The sequence below is a fragment of the Bradyrhizobium sp. cir1 genome (assembly GCF_014198245.1).
Classification (GTDB): Bacteria; Pseudomonadota; Alphaproteobacteria; order Rhizobiales; family Xanthobacteraceae; genus Bradyrhizobium.
In genome coordinates this window covers 735,398-756,695 of the sequence record NZ_JACIHE010000001.1, presented here as the reverse complement: position 1 = coordinate 756,695, position 21,298 = coordinate 735,398, and the positions used below count along the sequence as shown (strand labels likewise).

At 63.4% G+C, this 21,298-nt stretch carries 28 protein-coding genes; 14 read left to right on the top strand and 14 right to left on the bottom strand.

The features are described 5' to 3' along the window. Nucleotides 1-101 precede the first annotated feature (101 nt). Nucleotides 102-917: a cobalamin-binding protein gene (locus tag GGD63_RS03695; protein WP_183239516.1), complete on the bottom strand. Its 816-nt coding sequence runs from the start codon at nucleotides 915-917 to the stop codon at nucleotides 102-104. A 118-nt stretch (nucleotides 918-1,035) separates the two neighbouring features. Between GGD63_RS03695 and GGD63_RS03690 the strand changes: the two genes are divergently transcribed. Beyond that, complete coding sequence (locus GGD63_RS03690; protein ID WP_183239515.1) at nucleotides 1,036-1,434, top strand: PaaI family thioesterase; 399 nt, start codon at nucleotides 1,036-1,038, stop codon at nucleotides 1,432-1,434. A gap of 152 nt (nucleotides 1,435-1,586) precedes the next feature. Further along, nucleotides 1,587-2,192 carry a GNAT family N-acetyltransferase gene (locus GGD63_RS03685; RefSeq protein WP_183239514.1) on the top strand — a complete coding sequence of 202 codons (606 nt, stop codon included), beginning with the start codon at nucleotides 1,587-1,589 and terminating at the stop codon, nucleotides 2,190-2,192. Nucleotides 2,193-2,271: 79 nt separating this feature from the next. Here GGD63_RS03685 and GGD63_RS03680 read toward each other — a convergent pair whose 3' ends face one another. The 4 genes from GGD63_RS03680 to GGD63_RS03665 form a co-directional block, all read right to left on the bottom strand. Continuing rightward, nucleotides 2,272-2,577 (bottom strand): hypothetical protein, encoded by a 306-nt coding sequence (locus GGD63_RS03680; protein WP_183239513.1) that lies wholly within the window; start codon nucleotides 2,575-2,577, stop codon nucleotides 2,272-2,274. Between the two features lie 103 nt (nucleotides 2,578-2,680). Further along, complete coding sequence (locus tag GGD63_RS03675; protein ID WP_183239512.1) at nucleotides 2,681-3,367, bottom strand: DUF2161 family putative PD-(D/E)XK-type phosphodiesterase; 687 nt, start codon at nucleotides 3,365-3,367, stop codon at nucleotides 2,681-2,683. A 96-nt stretch (nucleotides 3,368-3,463) separates the two neighbouring features. Beyond that, nucleotides 3,464-4,144 (bottom strand): SDR family oxidoreductase, encoded by a 681-nt coding sequence (locus GGD63_RS03670; protein ID WP_183239698.1) that lies wholly within the window; start codon nucleotides 4,142-4,144, stop codon nucleotides 3,464-3,466. Between the two features lie 22 nt (nucleotides 4,145-4,166). Beyond that, nucleotides 4,167-4,910 carry a tyrosine-protein phosphatase gene (locus GGD63_RS03665; RefSeq protein ID WP_183239697.1) on the bottom strand — a complete coding sequence of 248 codons (744 nt, stop codon included), beginning with the start codon at nucleotides 4,908-4,910 and terminating at the stop codon, nucleotides 4,167-4,169. 87 nt (nucleotides 4,911-4,997) lie between these two features. Here GGD63_RS03665 and GGD63_RS03660 point away from each other — a divergent pair, with 87 nt between their 5' ends. Further along, nucleotides 4,998-5,321, top strand: a complete 324-nt coding sequence (locus GGD63_RS03660) for an MliC family protein (RefSeq protein WP_183239511.1) — start codon at nucleotides 4,998-5,000, stop codon at nucleotides 5,319-5,321. 99 nt (nucleotides 5,322-5,420) lie between these two features. On the opposite strand, the gene GGD63_RS03655 is transcribed toward GGD63_RS03660, so the two are convergent. Both GGD63_RS03655 and GGD63_RS03650 read right to left on the bottom strand, forming a co-directional pair. Then, entirely contained in the window at nucleotides 5,421-5,624 is a 204-nt protein-coding gene (locus GGD63_RS03655; protein WP_183239510.1) for a DUF2735 domain-containing protein, read from the bottom strand. Beyond that, entirely contained in the window at nucleotides 5,602-5,889 is a 288-nt protein-coding gene (locus GGD63_RS03650) for a hypothetical protein (RefSeq protein ID WP_183239509.1), read from the bottom strand. The genes GGD63_RS03655 and GGD63_RS03650 overlap by 23 nt, the downstream gene beginning before the upstream one ends. 274 nt (nucleotides 5,890-6,163) lie before the next feature. On the opposite strand from GGD63_RS03650, the gene GGD63_RS03645 reads away from it, so the two are divergent. The 4 genes from GGD63_RS03645 to GGD63_RS03630 all read left to right on the top strand — a co-directional run bounded on the left by GGD63_RS03645 (nucleotide 6,164) and on the right by GGD63_RS03630 (nucleotide 9,657). Continuing rightward, nucleotides 6,164-7,198, top strand: a complete 1,035-nt coding sequence (locus GGD63_RS03645) for a glutamine synthetase beta-grasp domain-containing protein (protein WP_183239508.1) — start codon at nucleotides 6,164-6,166, stop codon at nucleotides 7,196-7,198. Nucleotides 7,199-7,394: 196 nt separating this feature from the next. Continuing rightward, nucleotides 7,395-8,096 (top strand): GrlR family regulatory protein, encoded by a 702-nt coding sequence (locus GGD63_RS03640; RefSeq protein WP_183239507.1) that lies wholly within the window; start codon nucleotides 7,395-7,397, stop codon nucleotides 8,094-8,096. Nucleotides 8,097-8,116: 20 nt separating this feature from the next. Beyond that, nucleotides 8,117-8,803 carry a substrate-binding domain-containing protein gene (locus GGD63_RS03635; RefSeq protein ID WP_183239506.1) on the top strand — a complete coding sequence of 229 codons (687 nt, stop codon included), beginning with the start codon at nucleotides 8,117-8,119 and terminating at the stop codon, nucleotides 8,801-8,803. Nucleotides 8,804-8,835: 32 nt separating this feature from the next. Further along, on the top strand, nucleotides 8,836-9,657 hold the full coding sequence (locus tag GGD63_RS03630) for a tetratricopeptide repeat protein (RefSeq protein ID WP_183239505.1): 822 nt from the start codon (nucleotides 8,836-8,838) through the stop codon (nucleotides 9,655-9,657). A gap of 73 nt (nucleotides 9,658-9,730) precedes the next feature. On the opposite strand, the gene GGD63_RS03625 is transcribed toward GGD63_RS03630, so the two are convergent. Next, nucleotides 9,731-10,189: a hypothetical protein gene (locus tag GGD63_RS03625; RefSeq protein WP_183239504.1), complete on the bottom strand. Its 459-nt coding sequence runs from the start codon at nucleotides 10,187-10,189 to the stop codon at nucleotides 9,731-9,733. Nucleotides 10,190-10,285: 96 nt separating this feature from the next. Between GGD63_RS03625 and GGD63_RS03620 the strand changes: the two genes are divergently transcribed. Continuing rightward, nucleotides 10,286-10,435 carry a hypothetical protein gene (locus GGD63_RS03620; protein WP_128925370.1) on the top strand — a complete coding sequence of 50 codons (150 nt, stop codon included), beginning with the start codon at nucleotides 10,286-10,288 and terminating at the stop codon, nucleotides 10,433-10,435. 256 nt (nucleotides 10,436-10,691) lie between these two features. Beyond that, the gene (locus GGD63_RS03615; RefSeq protein ID WP_183239503.1) at nucleotides 10,692-11,396 is read left to right on the top strand and encodes a hypothetical protein; all 705 of its coding nucleotides are present in this window, start codon (nucleotides 10,692-10,694) and stop codon (nucleotides 11,394-11,396) included. A gap of 144 nt (nucleotides 11,397-11,540) precedes the next feature. On the opposite strand, the gene GGD63_RS03610 is transcribed toward GGD63_RS03615, so the two are convergent. The 3 genes from GGD63_RS03610 to GGD63_RS03600 form a co-directional block, all read right to left on the bottom strand. Then, complete coding sequence (locus GGD63_RS03610) at nucleotides 11,541-12,458, bottom strand: ABC transporter substrate-binding protein (protein ID WP_183239502.1); 918 nt, start codon at nucleotides 12,456-12,458, stop codon at nucleotides 11,541-11,543. A 285-nt stretch (nucleotides 12,459-12,743) separates the two neighbouring features. After that, nucleotides 12,744-13,775, bottom strand: a complete 1,032-nt coding sequence (locus GGD63_RS03605) for a methyltransferase (protein ID WP_183239501.1) — start codon at nucleotides 13,773-13,775, stop codon at nucleotides 12,744-12,746. A gap of 252 nt (nucleotides 13,776-14,027) precedes the next feature. Next, on the bottom strand, nucleotides 14,028-15,644 hold the full coding sequence (locus tag GGD63_RS03600; protein WP_183239500.1) for a winged helix-turn-helix domain-containing protein: 1,617 nt from the start codon (nucleotides 15,642-15,644) through the stop codon (nucleotides 14,028-14,030). Between the two features lie 132 nt (nucleotides 15,645-15,776). On the opposite strand from GGD63_RS03600, the gene GGD63_RS03595 reads away from it, so the two are divergent. The 4 genes from GGD63_RS03595 (at nucleotide 15,777) to GGD63_RS03580 (ending at nucleotide 18,605) form a co-directional block, all read left to right on the top strand. Further along, nucleotides 15,777-16,571, top strand: a complete 795-nt coding sequence (locus GGD63_RS03595; RefSeq protein ID WP_183239499.1) for a class I SAM-dependent methyltransferase — start codon at nucleotides 15,777-15,779, stop codon at nucleotides 16,569-16,571. A gap of 35 nt (nucleotides 16,572-16,606) precedes the next feature. Further along, nucleotides 16,607-16,909 (top strand): hypothetical protein, encoded by a 303-nt coding sequence (locus tag GGD63_RS03590; RefSeq protein ID WP_183239498.1) that lies wholly within the window; start codon nucleotides 16,607-16,609, stop codon nucleotides 16,907-16,909. 228 nt (nucleotides 16,910-17,137) lie between these two features. Continuing rightward, entirely contained in the window at nucleotides 17,138-17,965 is an 828-nt protein-coding gene (locus GGD63_RS03585; RefSeq protein WP_183239497.1) for a class I SAM-dependent methyltransferase, read from the top strand. Between the two features lie 40 nt (nucleotides 17,966-18,005). Then, nucleotides 18,006-18,605: an ABC transporter substrate-binding protein gene (locus GGD63_RS03580; RefSeq protein ID WP_210315606.1), complete on the top strand. Its 600-nt coding sequence runs from the start codon at nucleotides 18,006-18,008 to the stop codon at nucleotides 18,603-18,605. Nucleotides 18,606-18,687: 82 nt separating this feature from the next. On the opposite strand, the gene GGD63_RS03575 is transcribed toward GGD63_RS03580, so the two are convergent. The 3 genes from GGD63_RS03575 to GGD63_RS03565 form a co-directional block, all read right to left on the bottom strand. Beyond that, complete coding sequence (locus GGD63_RS03575) at nucleotides 18,688-18,903, bottom strand: hypothetical protein (protein ID WP_183239496.1); 216 nt, start codon at nucleotides 18,901-18,903, stop codon at nucleotides 18,688-18,690. A 41-nt stretch (nucleotides 18,904-18,944) separates the two neighbouring features. Beyond that, nucleotides 18,945-19,151 (bottom strand): hypothetical protein, encoded by a 207-nt coding sequence (locus tag GGD63_RS03570; RefSeq protein WP_183239495.1) that lies wholly within the window; start codon nucleotides 19,149-19,151, stop codon nucleotides 18,945-18,947. 66 nt (nucleotides 19,152-19,217) lie between these two features. Further along, nucleotides 19,218-19,400 carry a hypothetical protein gene (locus GGD63_RS03565; RefSeq protein WP_183239494.1) on the bottom strand — a complete coding sequence of 61 codons (183 nt, stop codon included), beginning with the start codon at nucleotides 19,398-19,400 and terminating at the stop codon, nucleotides 19,218-19,220. A 272-nt stretch (nucleotides 19,401-19,672) separates the two neighbouring features. Between GGD63_RS03565 and GGD63_RS03560 the strand changes: the two genes are divergently transcribed. Next, a complete protein-coding gene (locus GGD63_RS03560; RefSeq protein WP_183239493.1) occupies nucleotides 19,673-21,295 on the top strand; it encodes an ABC-F family ATP-binding cassette domain-containing protein in 1,623 nt (540 codons plus the stop codon). The last annotated feature ends 3 nt before the right edge of the window (nucleotides 21,296-21,298 follow it).

The window sequence follows — 21,298 nt, the reverse complement described above, 5'->3', positions numbered from 1 at the left end:
GCGCGAAGCGTCGTTAGGCGAGCCTCGAAGAGCGACGGCCCGGCTGCATCGGGGCCGTTCATCCTTCGAGGCTCCCTGCACGGCGCTGCGCACCGCGCAGCTCACGCCTCTGATGACGGGGTAGACAGCTCCGAGCGCGTCCCCCACAGCGCCGCTACGATCGCATCGAGCCCGTCCGTCAGTGCCGCCGGTCCCGGCTGCAGAATGATCGGCGATTTGATCTCGACGATGCGGTCGTTGCGCACGGCGGGGATGTCGCTCCAGCCATCGCGCGCGCGGATGCGGGCAGGGACGACCTTCTTGCCGCACCATGAGGCGAGAATGATGTCGGGTGCAGCCTCGCGCACCGCCTCTGTCGAAACGATGCGATCCTTCGCCGCCTGCCGATGCCGCAGTTCCGGGAAGACATCTGCGCCGCCGGCGATCTCGATTAGCTCAGAGACCCAGCCAATGCCCGAGATCAGCGGATCGTCCCACTCTTCAAAGTAGACCTTTGGCCGCGGCGAGGGGCGAGGCGTTGCCGCGATCGTCGCGAGGCGCTGCTCGAAGCCTTGCGCGAGCTGGTCCGCGCGTTCGACCGCACCGACCAGCGCGCCCAGCGTCCGGATCATCGCCAGGATGCCGGCGACGTCGCGCTGATTGAAAACGTGGACGTCGACACCGGCGCGGACGAGATCGGCGACGATGCCGGCCTGGAGATCGGAGAAGGCCAGCACCAGGTCCGGCTCCAGCGCGAGGATCTTCGGCATGTCCGCGGAGACGAAGGCTGACACCCGCGGCTTCTCGCGCCGCACCTGGGGCGGACGGACGGCGTAGCCGGAAACGCCGACGATGCGGTCCTGCTCGCCGAGCAGGTAGAGTGCCTCGACCGTCTCTTCGGTCAGGCAGACGATACGGCGGGGCGGGTAGTGGCGCATGGTGGACCATATGCGCTCATGCCGCGGCTGATGTCACGGCGGCCATTACCTCGGACGTCATTGCTTTGCCGCGCGAAGCAATTCACCCTGAGAACACAAGGAATTGGGAGGAGATCCGATGACGCCGCTCGAGAAACTTAAAGCGATGAAGATGCCGTTTGCCGAGCTCAAGGGCGTCGAGTTTGTCGAAGCCGGGAAGGACCGTGTGGTGGCGCGGATGACGGTCCGGCCTGATCTCTGCACCCTGCACCACACCATCCATGGCGGCGCGGTGATGGCGCTGGCCGATTCCGTCGGTGCCGCGGCGACCGTGATCAACCTGCCCGAGGACGCCAAGGGTACGACCACGCTGGAGAGCAAGACCAATTTCATCGGTGGGGCCAGGGAAGGGGCCACGGTCATCGCCACCGCCACCCCGGTCCACCGGGGTCGGCGGACCCAGGTCTGGACCACCCGGCTGGAGACCGAGGATGGCAAGCTGGTGGCTGTGGTGACGCAGACGCAGCTGGTCCTGTAAGACTACGGGGCCTTGATTTTGTTAACGAAATAGTCGCTCCCGATGCCGCTAAGTTGGGCAGGTTCCCGCCTTGAAAAACGTGTTGCGATGCACAATATTGGGGGCCTAGGGATTCGAACGCCTCCTCGAGGGACACCAAGAGGAGTTTTGACGTGGTACTTCAAGAGACCGTCCTCACTGCCCCGGGCTATGTGCGGACCCTGATCCAGCAGGAAGAATTGCCGCTTCTGCGCGATCACCTGCTCAGACTCGATGCCGAAAGCCGGCACGACCGTTTCAACGGCTTTCTCGACGACAGCTTCATCGAGCGTTACGCCGCCCGCTGCGCCGAGGACGGCACCGTGATCGTCGCCTATATCGTGGATGGCGTGGTTCGCGGCGCGGCGGAACTGCATCCGCCGGAAGATGGTTCACTGCCCGAGGTCGCTTTCAGCGTGGAAGCCTCCGCACGCCGCCAGGGCGTCGGCACCGTGCTGTTCCGCCGCCTGATCGCGGAGGCGCGCTGGAAAGGCTACAAGCAGCTGCGCATCACCACGGGTGCCGAGAATCACGCGATGCGGGCGCTCGCCAGGAAGTTCGGCGCGCATCTGGCCTTCCGTCACGGCGAATCGACCGGAACGATCGATCTCGCCAAGACGCCCGAGGCCGAGCTGGCGGATCTCGCGGCAGCGCCGTTCACGGCCAGCCACGCTCTGCTCAGCTTCAACTCGACCTGCTGGAAGATCATCTCCAGCATGTACGGCAATCGCGCCGCCTAGTTCAAAGAGCGGCTGGAATCAAAAAGCGGACCGGCAAAACCGGTCCGCTTCTGTATTTCGGATCGAAGAAATAAACGGCTCAGGTGCCGGTGCGCGTTGCCGTGTTGAAGCGGCGCACGACGCGGCGTTCGACCACCACCGAGCGCTGCGCGCCCTGTTCGCCGGCGATGACGCGCGTAGCGGTAATGCGGCCGTTGGTGCGGGCCTGCTTCTTCACCTCGGCCTGGACGACATCGAGCGGCATCCCCATCAGAGCTGCGGCGATCTCGGCCTGCTGCTCCTGGTCGTCGGTAATTCCGACGGCGGCGAAGATCGCCTCGTCCAGGGTCGGCGGATCGTGACGCACGCGCCGCGTGCCATATTTGGTATTCCAGTCTGCGCTCATGGTAGCCTCATTTCGATCCGGGATACCTAGTGCTGCCTATGTTGCATTGCAATATGAATTTGGTGTGGCATCTCAGCTATTCACCGCTTGCATCGATCCGGCGTCACGGCGGTGACGGAGCACCTGCATCGGCCCCGATCCGTTGCTGCGGCCAGCGCTTCAGCGCGGCGTGTCCAGCCGCGGTGAGCCCGTAGATTCCCCGCTCGGCGCGCTCGAACCAGCCATACACATTGTTAAGCAAGATCTTGCCGGCATCGGGACAGCGCACGCGCAGCTCGCGCACGGGCCGCGGGCCGGTCGCGAGTTCCGACGCGCAAGCCAGCGCCTGCTGCCGGTAGGCCGTCATGATCGGCGCGCGCGTACTGCCGCCGAGCACCGGATCGCCCTGGCGGCGCTGATGCTCGGCAACGAGTCGTGATCGAATCTTCGGCTCGCGGCGCGGGGCCGCCGTCGGCGGCTTCACCAGCACCTCGACCTGGCCGCGGTCGGTCACCCCCAGCATGCCGAAGCCGAGTCGGCGGCAGAGATTGCGGTAGCGTGCGTCGCTCTCGCGTCCCTTGCCACGCGCGGACATTTTTGCGGCGATCCAGACCTCGTCACCCGCCGGTGCGCGGTCGACCGCCTGCAGGATCAGCTCGAGATTGAAGGCGAGCTTGAGCTCGCCGATCACCACGACAGGCGGATCGCCGGCGCTGAGGCCGACGAGATCGCAGCCGCCGATCTCGCCCTTGACCGTGAAGCCGAGCTCTTCGAGGAAGCGTTTGACGGGCAGGTAGAGCGCGGTTTCCACGGGTGGTCCGATCGAAGAATCAGTTGCGTGCAGTCTAGTGCCTTCTCGGCTCCGATTGAATCCGAGCTGGGCTCGGACGTTTCGATCTGAACGCAGCTACACCCGCCCGCCGACCGGGATCAGCGCGCCGGTGATGCCGCTGGCGGCATCGCTGGCGAGGAACAGGATCACCTCTGCGAGCTCCTGCGGCGTCACCCACTTGGAAAAGTCCGCCTTCGGCATGTCGGCACGGTTGGCCTTGGTGTCGATGATCGAGGGCAGCACCGCGTTCACGGTGACCTTGCCCTTCCACTCGCTGGCGAGCGCCTCGGTGAGGCGATGTACGCCGGCTTTCGACGCGGCATAGGGACCCATGCCGTTGCCGGCCTGGAGCGCGCCCATGGCACCGATGTTGACGATGCGGCCGGCGCTGGACGCGGCGAGATGCGGCAGCGCTGCGTGCGAGGTGTTCAGCGCCGTCAGCACATTCAGCGCATACATGCGTTGCCACGTCGTGATGTCGCCGTCGCCGACGGTCTCGAAGGCGAAGCCGCCGGCGATGTTGATCAGTCCGTCGAGCCGGCCGAAATGCTTCGCCGCCGCATCGATCGCCGTCTTCGCCTGCGCCGCGTCGGTGAGATCGACGCCGCCGATCTCGATGCGCTCGGGCGTCGCTGACAGTTGCGAGGGCGCATGATCGATGCCGGCGATGCGCGCGCCGCGAGACTGCGCGACTTCGGCAACCACTTTGCCAAGCGCGCCGAGCACGCCGGTGATGACCAGAACCTTGCCTTGCATCATCGTTCTCCCGGCGCAGCCGCTACGCTTGCAGATAACGCGCCTTCAGTGCGGTGCGCTCTGCTGTGCCGAGCTTCAGCCCATCGCGCAAGTAGGTTTCGAGATCGCCATAGTCGCGGCCGACGGCTTCGAAGGCGGCCGCCAGGTACGAGGCCTCGACGGAGCCGATCGCGTCGAGAACGTCGGCGGGAAGATCGGCGGCGTTCGACGGGTCGCGCTTGTAGTGGCGGTTGGTCAAAAGATAATCCTCGGCAATGACGTCGTCGCCGACGCCCAGCGCATGCAGGATCAGCGCGCTGGCAAAGCCGGTGCGATCCTTGCCCGCGGTGCAGTGGATCACGAGCGGGGCGCGGTCTTCGAGCAGATGGTGGAACAGCGCGCGAAAGCTGTGCGTGTTGTGGCGAACATAGTTGCGATAGGATTCGCGCATCAGTTCGAGCGCGACCGGTGCGGTCAACGTGCCCCTCGCGAGCTCGCCGCGCAGCGCGGCGACGACGGTTGGCTCGATCGGTATCGAGTATACTGCGATCTCGTTGACCACGCAGACGCCAGCCGCACGCTCCTCGACACCGCGGAAATCGAACGCGCTTCTGACGCCGAGCGCGCGGACGATCTCGACATCGGCTGCGGTGAGCTGCCCGAGATGATTGGAGCGAAAGATGTGCCGCCAGCGCGTAATGCGGCCGTCGGCGGTCCGATAGCCGCCGAGATCGCGAAAGTTGCTGGCGCCTTGCAGGGCGAGGTGGCGGGCAGGGGAGTCTTTCAGGGAAGAGTCTTGCATGGGATCAGCTTGGGCTATGGTTCCACCGGACGCTTCGTTTGGCGTCCTTGAGGTCTATTACAGGGGGCGATCATGGGCCGGCACAAGGCCATTGTTTTGGGGATCACCATGCTGGCTGGAATTACCAGTGCCCGGCAGGCCGACGCGCAGACCTTCCGGACCTATCGCTGCGCTGATGGTACGCAGTTCATCGTGGGATTTTATGACTACGACAAGCGCGCCTTCCTGCAGATCGACGGCCAACCCGTCGCCCTTGCCAAGCGGCTGTCGGTCTCGGGCGCACGCTATTCGGGGGCGGGGATCACGCTTGTGATCGGCAAGACCGGAACGACCACGGTCAAGCACCTGAAGCGGCCGGTCACGGCCTGCGCGGCGATCGAAAAGCCCGGGCTCTAGCCGGGAATCAAAAAGGGCCGAAACACCGTTGTTTCGACCCTTTTCAAACTGCCGCCGCTCGTTCCAGGGAGCGCCGCGGGACTGAACCGAACGCAGGCATCAGCGATCCCATTTCGGCTTGGCCTCGTCGACAGCGTCCTGATGATACCAGCTGCCACTGCAGATCGTCTCGTTCACGGGAAGCGAGAGACGGTCGGCAGGAAGGCGGGCCTCACCGTAGCGGCGTCCTCCGAGAGCCGCGCGGCCCCCGGCAGGGAATTGATAGATCTTTGCAGATCCCTCACTCAGACCATTGTTCATCATTGCGGTATCTCCTTGAGCCGAAGCGCTTGGCCTCCATGGTGCGCCCGACTCGTTCGATTGTGGTTACTGGAATCCCCATATCGGCCGGCCGCTCGGGAATGCAAAGTGCTGAAAAGGAAATCAGTTTCAGCTCATTTTCTAGGCAGCGTGCTTTCTGCATCCTCCAAGGCACCAAGTCGGTGGCTAACGCTTGGGCCATTGCGAAGGTTGCTGGCGGCAGGCGGCGAACTTTGCGAAAATTGCCGGACGTTGATGCGCGTTTCATCGGCAACCTCCGGCTAAGGCCGGGCTGCTCCAGAATCGGGCGATTTCCGCAGGATTTTTGCAGTGCAGCTTCACGCTAAGGTGCGCGGCTATGACGCACGTCGTTGTGGACGGCCAGCCGGCGGCAGCGCGAGGCCAGCCACCGTGGAAAACCCTCCGCAGTGCGGCCTTTTGGCACGTTAAATGCTTGTAAAGGGCCGGCCGATGGTGGCCGGGTACAAACGTGCGGGGGCCTCAGGGCCCCCAACCTTTCGCATCATCTACAGAGAGGCTCAATGACCAAGTACAAGCTCGAGTACATCTGGCTCGACGGATACACGCCGACTCCGAACTTGCGCGGCAAAACTCAGATCAAGGAATTCGCGTCGTTCCCGACGCTCGAGCAGCTTCCGCTCTGGGGCTTCGATGGCTCCTCCACCCAGCAGGCCGAAGGCCACAGCTCCGATTGCGTGCTGAAGCCGGTCGCCGTCTTCCCGGACGCCGCGCGCACCAACGGCGTGCTGGTGATGTGCGAAGTCATGATGCCCGATGGCAAGACCCCGCACGCTTCCAACAAGCGCGCCACCATCCTCGACGACGCCGGCGCCTGGTTCGGCTTCGAGCAGGAGTACTTCTTCTACAAGGACGGTCGTCCGCTCGGCTTCCCGACCGCCGGCTATCCGGCGCCGCAGGGTCCGTACTACACCGGCGTCGGCTTCTCGAACGTCGGCGACGTCGCCCGCAAGATCGTCGAAGAGCATCTCGACCTCTGCTTGGCTGCCGGCATCAACCATGAAGGCATCAACGCGGAAGTCGCGAAGGGCCAGTGGGAATTCCAGATCTTCGGCAAGGGCTCCAAGACCGCTGCCGACCAGATGTGGATGGCCCGCTACCTGATGCTGCGCCTGACCGAGAAGTACGGCATCGACATCGAATTCCACTGCAAGCCGCTCGGCGACACCGACTGGAACGGCTCCGGCATGCACGCCAACTTCTCGACCGAGTACATGCGCACGGTCGGCGGCAAGGAGTACTTCGAGGCGCTGATGGCCGCCTTCGACAAGAACCTGATGGACCACATCGCCGTCTACGGCCCGGACAACGACAAGCGTCTGACCGGCAAGCACGAGACCGCGCCGTGGAACAAGTTCAGCTACGGCGTTGCCGACCGCGGCGCCTCGATCCGCGTTCCGCACTCCTTCGTCAACAACGGCTACAAGGGTTATCTGGAAGACCGCCGTCCGAATTCGCAGGGCGACCCATACCAGATCGCTTCGCAGATCCTGAAGACGATCTCGTCCGTGCCGACCGACAAGAAGGCCGCGGCCTAAGATCCTCCCGGCCCGGGCTGGGGGCTGGCCCGGGTTGGCATTCAATCCGCCGGAGCTGCAAGGCTCCGGCGGATTTTTGCATTCTGATGACAGCCATCCCAAGACGCGCAGGGCTGCGCCGCGTGAAACTTGTCCACCCTCGTCGAAAGCGGGATAAAGTACCCCTGGATGCGCGCTGGGGCCGGGGACACGGCTGGTGTTTGAGGGGTTCTACAAGGTGCGGTTTCAGCTCGGCGACGCCGTCGGCCGGAGCGTCATGCATGCCGGCAACGGCAAGATGCTCGGCGGCAATTCGGCCTTCGCCCATATCGGCACCTACGAGAAGATCGGTGAGGGCGTGGACATCGTGATCAAGACGGTTCGGCACAATCCCGATCCGAGCTACCGCGCCATGGCCGGCACCGACGATGCGACCTTGCTGGCGAAGGGTTTTGCCGACGGCGATCTCTATCGCTTCAAGGGCGAGCTGAAAGAGCTGCCGGGCGTGCCGTTCCAGTCGGTGATGACGCCGATCACGGAGGACGAGGTGCCGATTGCGGGCGGCGTCGGCGAGGGCGGCATCGCCGATGGCCTCTACTCGGTGCATCTGCGCATGCTCGACGGCATCGACGGCGGCCTCACCGGCGTGATGCTGCTCAACCAGGGCCGCATCCTCGGCGGCGATGCGGCGTTCTACTATCTCGGCAGCTACACCGCCGCGAAGGGCCGCTGGAAGGGCCAGATCCTCAACCAGGAGCACACGCCGGCCAAGGACGATCCGATCTTCGGCGGCCACGAGGTCGGCATCGGCTTCTCCGGCAGCTATGACGCCGAGGGGGCGGTGCTGGAGGCCACTGCGCTTGCCGGCAAGCGATCCTTGCGCCTCACCGCCGCACTCAAGCTGATGCACCGCGCCTGAACGCTATCCCGGGAATTCACATGGCAAACACCGTCCGCATGCTCTCGACGCTCGGCCTTGCGGGCGCGATGCGCAGCCTGTCCTCCGCCTTCGAGACCGCCAGCGGCATTCATGTCGATGCGGACTTTGCGCCGACCCTGGCACTGCTCAAGCGGCTGCGCGACGGCGAGGCCGCCGATCTCGTGATCCTCACGCGCGAGGGGCTCGACGAGATGATCGGCGAGGGCCGCGTGGTCGCAGGCAGCGCGGCCGATCTGGCGCGCTCCTATGTCGGCATTGCCGTGCGGGCAGGGCAGCCGCATCCCGATATCGGCAGCGAAGCCGCGCTGCGCCGGACGCTGCTTGCGGCGCGGTCCGTTGCCTATTCGCGGCTGGGCGCGAGCGGCGTGTACTTCGCCCAGCTGATCGCGCGGATGGGGATCGCGGCCGAGATCAATGCCAGGGCCACCATCGTCGAGCAGGGCTTTACGGCAGAGCGGCTCGGCAGCGGCGAGGCCGACCTCGCCGTGCAGCAGATCAGCGAGCTGAAGCAGGTCGGCGGCATCGAGGTGGTCGGCCCGGTCCCGCATGAGTTGCAGACACCGGCCGTCTTCTCCGCCGGCCGCATGGCGAACGCGAGGCATGCAGTCGCGGCCGATCGGCTGTTGCGCTACCTGGCCTCACCGGAGGTCGTTCCTGTCCTCCGCCAATCCGGACTCGAGCCTTGAATTTGCCGGGACGGGGACGCAATTTGCCGTCCATGCGAACTCATCTCCTTGCCATCGCCCTCGCGCTCGCCGCGCCCCTCGCAGCTCACGCGCAATCGGCCGATCTCGTCCTGTGCGACCGGGTTGCGGCCGATCCCAGCGATCCCGACAAGCCGACTGATGTGAAGGGCGTTGCGGAGATTGCCGCCTCGGACGTTGCGACCGCGATCAAGTTCTGCAAGCAGGCCGCGCCGTCCTCGCGCCGCGCGATGTTCGCACTGGGGCGCGCCTATGCAGCCAACCGGCAGACGGCGGAGGCGATTGCGGCCTGGCGCAAGGCGGCCGACAAGGGATCGAGTGCGGCGATGGTCGAGCTCGGCGTCGCCTACGGCAACGGCTCGGGTGTTGCCAAGGACGAAGCACAGGCGCGAAAGTTGTTCGAGAAGGCGGCGCAGGCCGGCAATCCCCGCGGCGTCAGCAACCTTGCCGCGCTCGGCAGTGCAGGCGGCGCCGCGCCGGCCGATCCCGCGCAGGCGCGCGCGCTGCTGGGCAAGGCCGCCGAGACCAATGCGGAGGCGCAGTACCAGCTCGGCCTGATGCTGTCTGAAGGCGATGGCGGCGCAAAGGACGACGTCGCGGCGCGCGCGCTGTTCGAGAAGGCGGCGGCGCAGAACCATCCCGGCGCGCTGGAACGGATGGGCGCCTTCGCCCAGGAGGGCCGCGGTGGGCCCAAGGACAAGGACGCCGCCAAAGCGTATTACGAGCGCGCGGCAGCGCTCGGCGACGAGGACGCCAAGAAGGCGCTGGAGCGCATTCGCTGTCCCTATGCGATCAAGGACAAGCAGGGCAAGCTCGTTACCACGCTGTGCTTCTAAAGCGTGAGAGTCTGGGGCTCGGTTCACCTCTCCCCGCTGGGGAGAGGTGAAGGAGGTCGCCGCCGCACTCAGCTCATTTCATGTAGTAGGCGAGATTGTTGCGGGCGTCGCGATAGGTCGTCTCGAGGAAATCGGGATACTCCGCCGCGGCCTGCGCCACGGCGCGCACGATGCAGGCCCAGAAATCGCCGTCCCACTTGAAATGTGCTTCCGTCGCGCCCTCGAACTTGACGGCGGTGATGATGGCCCGCCGGATCGCATCGTCGTTGGCATGCGGATGGGCGCGCTTCACGTAGCCGAACATCGGCCCTTCATGGGCATGGTCGCGATCGTAGCGATATTTCTCGGCCATCTGCTGCGGCGTGAGAGTGCGATTGATGCGGACCTCTTCGGCGGTCGGGCGCCCCTCGATCGAGTCCAATCGGTAGCGCCAGCGCCAGAGTTCGAAGGCGGCATCGAGCAGTGGCTGCTTTGCCGCGCTGGCGACGAATTCGGCGATCTGCTGTTCGGGTGATGGCTCTGTCTGGTTCATGCCCCTTGGTCGCGCGCCTGCGCCTCACGGTTCGAAACAGGGGAGGAACCAGCTCCGGCACGGGTCGTTGAACCCCGATCAGCAGGAGGCCCGATCATGATCCGCAAACTGGCATCCGGCGAATATCGCCTCTATTCACGCAAGGTGAATCCCAGGACCGGCAAGCGCCGCAACCTCGGTACGTTCAAAAGCCGTGCGGCGGCCGAGAAGCACGAACGCGAGGTGCAGTATTTCAAGCGCCACTGACGCGGGATGCGGGCCGTTCAAAGCAAAACGTCGAAAACAACCCCATGCACAGTAGCGGCCCCGCTGAAATCACAGCGAAATCCTTTTTTACGGATTTTACGAAGTCTTGTTTGACCCGTCGGGCAAAACAGGGGTATGGTGGCATCATGGCGATCGTGCTTCCGGGCAGGGCCCCTGCGCGAAAAAGCCGGATGGAATCGGTGCGGCAGCGGTGCTAGGTAGCCCGCGATTCTTTTGATTTTGCAGGCGAATTACTTTGCTGGATGGACTTTACAAGGTTGAATACGGCGTCAACGATGCGTTCGGCCGCAGCATCATGTGCCTGCATGACGGCAAGATGCTGGGCGGCAATTCGGGCTTTGCGCATCTTGGCAGCTATGTCGAGCGCAACGGCGAGATCAGCGCCGAGGTCATCACCGAGCGGCACAACCTCGATCCCAACTACAAGCCGCTGATGGGGGCCGACGTCGCCTCGATCGGGGCGAGCGGCCGGCTCTATGGCAACCAGATCCGTCTGCAGGGTGCGGCCGACACCATGCCGGGCGCCCATTTCTGGGCCAATCTCACGCGGCTCGATGACGGGGCGCTGCCGCCACGCGGCACCATCGCGGAGGGCGGCATCGCCAACGGGCTCTATGGGATGAGCCTTCGTGCGCTCGACGGGGTCGATGCAGGGCTCTCCGGCGTGATGCTGCTGATCGACGGTCGCATCCTCGGGGGCGATGCGTTTTTCTATTATCTCGGCTCTTATTCCTCGGCGGACGGCCGCTGGAAGGGCGAGATGCTGAACCAGGAGCACACGCCCGCGAAGGGCGAGAATCCCGTGTTCGGCGGCTATGAGGTCGGGATCGGCTTCTCCGGGACCTGCACGGAAGACGGCGGCGAGCTCGAAGGCATTGCGCTAGCCGGCAAGCGCAGCCTGCGCCTTGCGGCTTCGCTCAAGCTGATGCGGCGGGCTTAGGGCGCACACTCATTGGCATAGGGTGTCCGCTTCGCGAACTGAAGCAGACCTCACGCCGCGCCCCAGCCAATGTCACAAGTGACCCTTAGCGGCAAAACCGGCGCGTTTCAGTCGGGGCCAACAGCTGCCCTTCGCATAGCGCTTTTAGCCGAGCACTTTGTGGGCCGAAGAGACGAGGTCACCTGGAAGCGAGATTCCTATCTCCCGAGCAGCGTCCAAGTCGATGATCAGCTCCGCCTGGCGGACAGACTGAACGGGAATCTCTCCAGCTTTAGTGCCCCTAAGAATCTCATCGACCTGGATAGCCATGCAGCGCGCAGCGGCGGCGAAGCTCGTGCCGTAGGCCATCAACGGACGATATCTGGCGTGGTCGCTGCCGAAGATTGCCGGAAGCCGGGCCGCCGCCGCAAGGCGAACGATCTCATCCCCGTATGTCGTGACGCGCGGCACCTCCAAGCCGAGGAGAGCCTCCGCGTCATTGGCCGCGAATTCGGCGAAGGCCGGTGCGAGATCGTCCTTCCCTTTCAGCAGGACGACGTGTGCGTCAAGGCCGGCCTTCTCTGCCGCCACCCTCGCAAGGCGGGGCAGAATGTCCGGCACGCCAGTATCGCCCAGAACCGCCAGACGGCGGAGCCCAGGCACTACCCTCTTGAGGAGGCGGATCTGCTCGCCGATCTGTTCCGGATCGAAATTCGTGCATCCCGTCGACTTGCCCCCGGGGTGTTGGGCATTGTTGACCATGCCTGCCGCGACGGGGTCCAGCACAATTGCGAAGACGATCGGAAGGTCCGGCGCCGCCTTGCGTGCCGCCCAATACGTCACGGCGCCGACGACGGCGAGCACATCGATACCGCATTGAACGAGATCCTCCGCGAGTCTTGGAAGATCGTCTAGGTGGCCATCGGCGAAGCGCACTTCGAGCCGAGCCGTTTCTCCATGTTTGTACCCGAGCGCCTCCATCTCCTCGGAGAAGGCGGCGTAGCCCGGATGCGTCTTGTCTCCCGCCAGCAGCAGACCAACGACGGGAGGGCGTGAAAGCTCAAGAGCGCGCGAGGGTTTCATGATGACCTCCTGGATCTGGCACGGACGCCACATGCTATGTGGTCCAGCGCATGCGAGACAACGTCCGGATACCATTCGCGCGATTGCAGAGGTAGAGCCGCGAATAGCCAGCCACATCCGCGGCCACTATTGCCGACAACCTCCGCTCGACGGAATGGCCCCTCTTGCACCAAGGCCCGCAATCCTGCTCGGAGCTAGTGTGCAAAGTTGGAACCCCCGCGGATGCCACCCAGGCTAATGTCAGTTATTGACCCAAACCGGACGCAACCAAACATCCACCCTCACTCAAGCCACCACGGCTTCCACGATGTTCGCCGCTGAACTGGTCGGCACGACTTGCATCAGGCGGAAACCAGCCTTGCCCAAAAGTGACGCGTATTCGGATTCCGTTCGTTCCTGGCCCCCCGTTTGCACAAGCATTGTGAGATCGAGTATTTTTCCCGGGTGCGGCGCATCGCCGGATGGCAGCACCATTTCGACGATCAGCAAACGACCGGCTGGCTTCATCGCCTTGCGGACGTGGCCAAGGATCGTAAGGCACTGGTCTTCGTCCCAGTCATGGAGGATGTGCGAAAGGATGTAAGCATCCGCCCCGTCGGGGACACTTTCGAAGAAATTGCCGGGCTGGATCGTCACCCGATCGCTTACGCCTTTGGTGTCAAGCAAAGCCGGCGCGTCTTTCACGACATGCGGCCTGTCGAACAGGATGCCGCGCGGCCCGGCGTGACGGGAAAGTACGGCCGCCAGCATGTTGCCGGTGGCCCCGCCTACGTCAACAATGGTTTGGAAGATCGAGAAATCGTAAGCGGCGGCGACGGCTGGAGGCTCCTGGTCATTGAGGCCGATCATCATCTCGCTGAACAGCGACGCGTCCTCGGGATGTTGCGCGAGATAGTCGAAGAACGTGAGGCCTCGCGCTTTCTCAAAACCCGTTTTGCCAGTTTGAACAGAATAGACCACATTGTCCCAGCCACTCAGAGAGGGGCTGCCGGAAAAAATCACGGATGATCTTGCTGAGCCCGGCGCGCCGGTCTTCAGCGCCTCGCCCAGACCGGTCAAGGCAAAACGCTGCTCCGGTCGCTCGGTTAGAATGCCAAGGCTCGCCAGGGTACGCATCAATCGGTGCAAGGAAGGCGCATGCACGTTCATGGGACCGGCAAGCTCGATCGCGTTTTTTGGTCCGGATGCAAGCTGATCGGCCAGCCCCAGCTTGGCTGCAGCGTAAACGGCTCTTGAGATGATGTGGGCCCGGCCCATCTGGATCAATTGAATGTGGGGCGGAAGAACTTGCGATGTTGTCGGCTTAGGGTCTGCCATAACAATAAATTCTCCAAAATGATTGTGTAATATACGAAGTAAACGAGAAGCCGGCTACTTCCGCTAGTGGCCCCGTAACCGACTTGCCCCCGCGCTGGCCGGCAAGCGCAGCCTGTGCCTTGCTGCTTCGCTCAAGCTGATGCGGCGGGCGTAGGGCGGGGGCTCATCAAAACCGCATCCGCTTCCCCAAAAGCGAATACAGAAACCCGTCTCGATGGACGTCGTCCGCGGTCCATTGACGGACTTGGGTGATCAACTGATTGGCATTCCGGCGTCTTGCAGGCCGCTGTAGATGCGGTCCCGAAGAGCCAAATAGGCGGGGTGCTGCGAATAAGCCATGCGCCGCCAGCCCGCGACGGTCCTGATCCGCGTGTCCGGTAGCGCGAGGTACCGTGCCAATTGCTCACGCGCTTCCCCAGTGTTTCCGTTGAGCGCAAGGGCGGCAACGAGGTAGCCCGACGCGGCCGGGAATTCCGGATTGTTCGCCAGGGCCTGACGGAGACAGGTGACCGCGAGATCGTCCTCGCCCAGCATGATATGCGCCAGTCCTTCCTGGGTGTGGAACACGTAGAGGTAGGGATCAGGCGGGCTCAGGCGCTTCACCCTTCGCGCATGTTCAATGGCATTCGTGGCCAACCCAAGCATGAGGTTCGCCTGGCAGAGCACAAGATAGCTCGGAATGAAGCCGGGGTTCAGCCGCAGGCTCCGCTCCGCCTCGATCAGCGCCTCTTCGGCGCGGCCCTGCGCGACGAGCAGGCGCGCCTTGGCATGACGTGCATGATAGGAATTCGGGTCGGCGGCGAGTGCAAGGGTCACGAGCTCTTCGCTGCTCCTGATATCGGCATCGCGATCGACGCTCTGCATGCCGGTGACCCGCATCGTCGTCCTTTCCGCCAGGATTGCGAGGGCACGAACGTTGTTCGGGTCGATCGCCAATGCGCGTTCGCAAAGCTGGTACCCCTGCTCGGATTCGCGCCGGCTGGGTCCGAAACGGAGATAGTTGGCTTCACCTGCCAAGGCCAGATCCTCGGCATTTTGACCTTCCGCAGCGCCGGATGACGTTCTGGCGCTCGCCAGAGCGGTCAACTCGATTTGCAGGGCACGGGCAAGGCGCGTCACGATCTCGTCCTGTGCCTGCAGAAGGTCGATATAACTGACATCGAAGCGCTCCGCCCACACATGCGCGCCGGTATCGACATCGATGAGTTGAGCGCTGACGCGCACGAGCGAGCCTGTATGTTGCTCGCTGCCTTCGAGCACATAGCGCACGCCAAGCTCGCGCCCGATCTGCCTGACATCGAAGGCCTTGCCCTTGTAGGACATCGCGGTGCTGCGCGCGATGACGAAAGCGTCTCGAATGCGCGAAAGGAAGGTCGTCAAGCCATCGGTAATCGCGTCGGCAAGTTGATCTTCCGTCTGGCCGCCGCTCAGATTGACGAACCGCAGCACGACGAGAGCGAACCGCCCGCCGTGGAGTTTTCCAGCGGGCAGGCTGACATCCCCGGTCCGGCTGGGAGCGGCGTTATGGGCTGACGCCTGGTCTTGATGTTCGATCGAGACCGGGACCTCGAAGACGTACCCGCGTCGTGTCACCGTCCTTATGATGCTTTGATCGACATCCTCCAGCGCCAGCCGGATGTCGCTGACGCAGCGTGCGAGGGATTCGTCCGTCACGGTCACATTCGGCCAGACCGCGTGGATCATTTCATCCTTGGGGACGAGCCTTCCGGCGTTCTCGACGAGATAGCGCAGGACTTCGAAGCTTTTCGGCCGAAGATCGACCTCCCGATCGCCTGCGCGAAGGCGTCCGCGCTTGAGGTCGAGGATGAACTTTCCGAAGCAGAAGACCTTCCCGCTCGCCACTTCCATCTGACTTCCAAGGCGCTCCTTCAGAACAATTTGGGCGTTTCTTCAGGGTTTCAGCACCCTTCGTTCAAGGCTCACGCGAAGCGACCTTATAGCGTTCCGGGATCAAAGGCACCCGGGATCAAGGAGGCGCTCATGGCGGAGGCGTTGAACTATAAGGCTCAGGCGGCGGCCGGTTACGATGGCATGTTCGCGCAGGTCACGACCCATTTTGCACCCACCTTGCTGCGTGCGGCCGGCATAGCGCCGGGAATGCGGGTCCTGGACATTGCCACAGGCACCGGACTGGTAGCCGAATCCGTCCTTGACGTCATCGGCCCGACGGGCCGCCTCACGGCTGCCGACGTGTCTCCCGAGATGGCCGAAAAGGCGCGCGAGCGCCTCGGCCGGTCGAGCAACGCGTCGGTCGCAGTGGAGGATGGGCAGGCACTTTCATTCCCGGATGGGAGCTTCGATGCGGTCGTGTGCAGTCTTGGACTGATGTTCTTCCCCGACCCGCAGCGCGGTCTCGCCGAATTCCATCGCGTGCTTCGCCCCGGCGGGCGTGCCGCAATTTCAGTGAACACGGTGCCGGAACGGTCCTACAATACGCGCATCAACCTTGCGGTTGCCCGCTACCTGCCATCGCTGGCGGAGGCTGCCGCTCGCGTATTTGCGCTCGGCGATGAGATGAAACTAAGATCGCTTTTTGAGGAGGCAAATTTCCGGGATGTGGAGATCACTCTGCAAACCAGGGTTTTCACGCTGCCTACGTTTGACACCTACTTCGGACCAATCGAGGGGGGCGCAGGATCGGCAGGGCAAGCATTCATATCCCTGCCGGCGGCCGCGCGCCGCGCCGTGCGCGAGGAGCTCCGCCGCGAACTTGGCGATGCCGGTGGGCCCATCGAGCTGGAAGTCGAGTACGGATTTGCAAGCGGACGACGCTGAACGACCCGCCGTGCGGGAGGTCACGATAGCAGACCATGGCATCACTCTTTGACTTCGGCGCGCCTCTCAAGTTTGCAGGTTGGAGGAGAATCGCGATGATCGAGAGACCTCAGCGGCAGCCACAAACGCCTCTCGTTCGTGATGCGGGGGACGACAAGGCGCCACCGCGACACTCGGCGGAGGGTGAAGACCAGAACTCGTTCTATTATGCGAATTGTTGCCTTGGTGTCTTTCCGGTTGACCCGCTCGATCTTCACGATTTCGCAAAAGGGCAATTGTTGGTTTTGGCGATTTTCGTTCCGGTCGCGATAGCGCTTTTCATATTTTCTGCCTGGTGAGGCCTTCCGCCTGACGGGCCTAGGCTTCCGACAATTTCGTCGCGCCTGCTCAGGTGCGAGAAAGCGACCCTGGACTCGCGCATCTGGATGTCGGTCTTGCTTTTCACACAGCCTGGGCCAGGAGCGGTCCGCCAACCCCTTGCAGCTTGTCGTCAGATCGGCCAGCATCAAGATTGCGAGGCCTCAGCGCACAGTTCGATGCTTTCCACGAGCGAGAAGGGGAAAGTCATGTCGGCCCATGAACATTGGCAAATGGATGCCAGCGCGCCGGAGCTTTACGAACGATACCTCGTCCCCGCCATCACGTCGGTATGGGCCAACGACCTGCTCGACCGCATCCCACCAAAGCGCGGCGACAGCGTACTCGACATCGCCTGCGGTACGGGCGTCGTCGCGAGGTTGGCAGAGCAGCGTGGCCAAGGGGGACGTGTGGTTGGACTTGATCTCAACACTGCGATGCTTGCGATTGCGCGCGTAAAGTCTGCAAAGGTCGAATGGATCGAAGGTAGCGCGCTTGATCTTCCGTTTGATGCAGACAGTTTCGAGGTCGTGCTTTGTCAACTTGGGCTACAATTTTTTCCAGATCGGCTGCTGGCGCTGAGGGAAATGGTGCGGGTGCTCAAGCCGGGAGGACGAGCAGGGTTTAGCGTTTACAGCGCAATTGAGAAAACCCCTGCGGCATACGCATTTGTGCAGGCACTCGATAACTGTCTCGGAGAAGAGGCCTCACGAACCAAACGTTCGGAGCATCTCTCTTGCGATGCGCAGGAGATCGGCGATTGGGCGAAGCAAGCTGGCTTCAATGGTGTCGATGTAGCTGCGGTCACCAAACAGATCACGTTCCCGTCGATGCTGGATTATGTCCGCTTTCAGCTCACCGCAACGCCGATGGCTGGGCTCCTGAAAGATGAAGGTGCGGCCGAGCGGGAACGGCTGATCAGGTCGATTTCGGATGATGCTGCCTCGCGGCTCGATCATTCGATGCTCGAGGGGGGCAAGCTGACATTTCCGCAGCAATCCTTCGTCGCGACGGCCTCACTCCACTGTATTCGATAGCTACGTTTTTTCCCTCGACATAGCCTGCCTCGGCCAATCCTTGGCGGAACGCAGCCGCAAACGGGGCGGATGGGCCAGGCGCCCCTTTGCCGAGGCGCGCGATGATCAGCTGCCCGCATTGGCTACCGATCTCGTGGGCCGCAAGGTTGACGTGATCGTGTCGTTCGGCGGCGGTGCGCCACGCGCGGCCAAAGCGGCAAGCCGGACGATCCCGATCGTCTTCGCCATCGGCGGCGCCCTGATCGCGATCGGCCTTGTCGCCAGTCTCGCCCGGCCGGGCGGCAACGTCACCGGCGTCAGTTGGCTCGGCGGCGAACTGACGTCCAAGCGGCTCGAACTTATGTCAGAGCTGGTTCCGGACGCCAAATCGATCGCCCTGTTGGTGAACCCAAACAATCCGCAGACTCGCATGGTGCGGGAAATGCAGGAGGCGGCGATCAGCTATGGCGCGAGTCTGACGGCGGCCTATCGGCAGGTTGGGATCTATGCCGGAAAGATCCTCAAGGGCTCCAAGCCCGCCGACTTGCCGGTCCAGCAATCGACCATTTTCGAGTTGGTCGTCAATCTGAAGACCGCCAAGGCGCTCGGCCTCACCATTCCGCCGTCGATCCTCAGCCGCGCCGACGAGGTGATCGAGTAGTTGCCGGCAAGTCCGTTGCGGGTAACAGGCCGATGTCTGCGGGCGAAGCTAGTCTGGATGAACGTCGTCCTTAGGGGCCGCGTCAAGCCTTGTCGCTTGTTACAGCTGTGTTCGGATAGGGCACCGGGACAGGCCCTCCAGGCAATGGTGTAGCGGGAGGCGCTCTGTGGACGTTTTCAATCGCCTTCGAGAGAGCGTCCCGCAGCTCGGCGAATACGCCGCCGGTAACGACGTCCATGTCCTCGAGGGTCAGTTCGTCGGGTGCGCGGATCTTCGGTTCATCGGGGGCTGCTGTCATGGCGCTCCTGTCGCGCATCTTGTGTGCCAGCGTCCCTTTGATCACGTCTTGCCGATCTTGGTCGCATCGAACCCGCTAAAGGTCGGTCCCAGACACCCCTGGCTGCGGGCCAGCTCCTTCGCCTCGGCTTTCGCGGCGTCCAAGACGAACTTGCCAATATTGAACCCACCGGATGCCTGATCCAGGTCATCGATACTCAGCTCTTGCTCACCAGCAATGCTCTGCTGCTTCCGTTGTTCGCTGGTCATGGTCCCCTCCTGGTCGCAATGTTGATTGGAAATTCTGGCTCAATAATTCGGACACCGGCGGTTGGACTAAACTGTCAGCTTCGCCTCTTTGAAGTGCTGGCCGGTCGCGCAGTGCTGTGCGAGCGTACTCATACCCTTTTGGAGGTGATGTGCTGAGACCGTGCCGCCTGATACTTGATCCAGCTCGCTGATGTTCAGCTCCTGGTCGGTCGGCTTGGATTCCGGTCGATTGGTTTGCTTTTCACTCATGGCCTTGAACCTCCAAGTGATCCCGCCCTAAGAACAGCATCGTCCCGCAGCTCCGTTTCAGGCCGATTTCGTCGGGCCTTCAATCGGGTTTCTTGGATTGGCGGAACCCTGTCGTCAGTGCTTCGCACCTTCCGGCTGGATGACCCTAAGCGTCGGGGTGAATCGCGGGAATCCGACGCCTCGTGAGGCGGAATCCGTACCCCGCCGGGCTTCCCCTCGCGGCCGCTATGTCCTAAGACGCTGCAACGCAAAAATCCCCCCAAAAAGACCCCATGATCCGCCTCGACAACGTCAGCAAGCAAGCCGGCCACCAGATCCTGTTCATCGAAGCCTCCGCGGCCCTCAACAAGGGCGAGAAGATCGGCCTGGTCGGGCCGAACGGCGCCGGCAAGACCACCCTGTTCCGGATGATCGCCGGTGAGGAGCTGCCCGACGAGGGCCAGGTTTCGACCGATCGCGGCATCACCATCGGCTATTTCAACCAGGATGTAGGCGAGATGTCCGGCCGCAGCGCGGTCGCCGAGGTGATGGACGGCGCAGGTCCCGTCAGCGAGGTCGCGGCCGAGCTGCGCGAGCTCGAGGCTGATATGGCCGACCCCGACAAGGCCGATCAGATGGACGAGATCATCGCGCGCTATGGCGAGGTGCAGCACCGGTTCGAGGAACTGGACGGCTATGCGCTCGATGGTCGGGCGCGCGAGGCGCTGTCCGGCCTCGGCTTCAGCCAGGAGATGATGGACGGCGACGTCGGCAAGCTCTCGGGCGGCTGGAAGATGCGCGTGGCGCTGGCGCGCATTCTCCTGATGCGTCCCGATGTCATGCTGCTCGACGAGCCGAGCAACCATCTCGATCTCGAAAGCCTGATCTGGCTGGAGAAATTCCTGCACGACTACGAAGGTACGCTGCTGATGACCTCGCATGACCGCGAGTTCATCAACCGCGTGATCTCCAAGGTGATCGAGATCGACAGCGGCTCGCTCACCACCTACACCGGCGACTACGAATTCTACGAGCAGCAGCGGGCGCAGAACGAGAAGCAGCAGCAGGCGCAGTTCGAGCGCCAGCAGGCCATGCTCGCCAAGGAGATCAAGTTCATCGAGCGCTTCAAGGCGCGTGCCTCTCATGCGGCGCAGGTGCAGAGCCGGGTGAAGAAGCTCGACAAGATCGAACGGGTCGAGCCGCCGCGCCGGCGCCAGAGCGTCGCCTTCGACTTCCCGCCGGCGCCGCGCTCGGGCGAGGACGTCGTGGCGCTCAAGAAGGTGCACAAGGGCTATGGCGCCAAGCGCATCTATGACGGGCTCGATTTCATGATCCGCCGCAGGGAGCGCTGGTGCGTGATGGGCGTCAACGGCGCCGGCAAGTCGACGCTGCTCAAGCTGGTTGCCGGCGCGAGCGAGCCCGACGAGGGCACGGTGGCGTTAGGGGGCAGCGTCAAGATGGGCTATTTCGCCCAGCACGCGATGGATCTGCTCGACGGCGAGCGCACCGTGTTCCAGTCGCTGGAGGACCAATTTCCGACCGCAGGGCAGGGGTCCCTGCGCGCGCTCGCCGGGTGCTTCGGCTTCTCCGGCGACGACGTCGAGAAGCGCTGCCGCGTGCTCTCGGGCGGCGAGAAGGCGCGTCTCGTGATGGCCAAGATGCTGTTCGATCCGCCGAACTTTTTGGTGCTGGACGAGCCGACCAACCACCTCGACCTCGCCACCAAGGAGATGCTGATCACGGCGCTGTCGGATTTCGAAGGCACCATGCTGTTCGTCTCGCATGATCGCCACTTCCTCAGCGTCCTGTCGAACCGCGTGCTCGAGCTGACGCCTGAGGGCATCCACCAGTACGGCGGTGGCTATACGGAGTATGTCGCGCGCACGGGGCAGGAGGCGCCGGGGTTGCGGAGCTAAGCG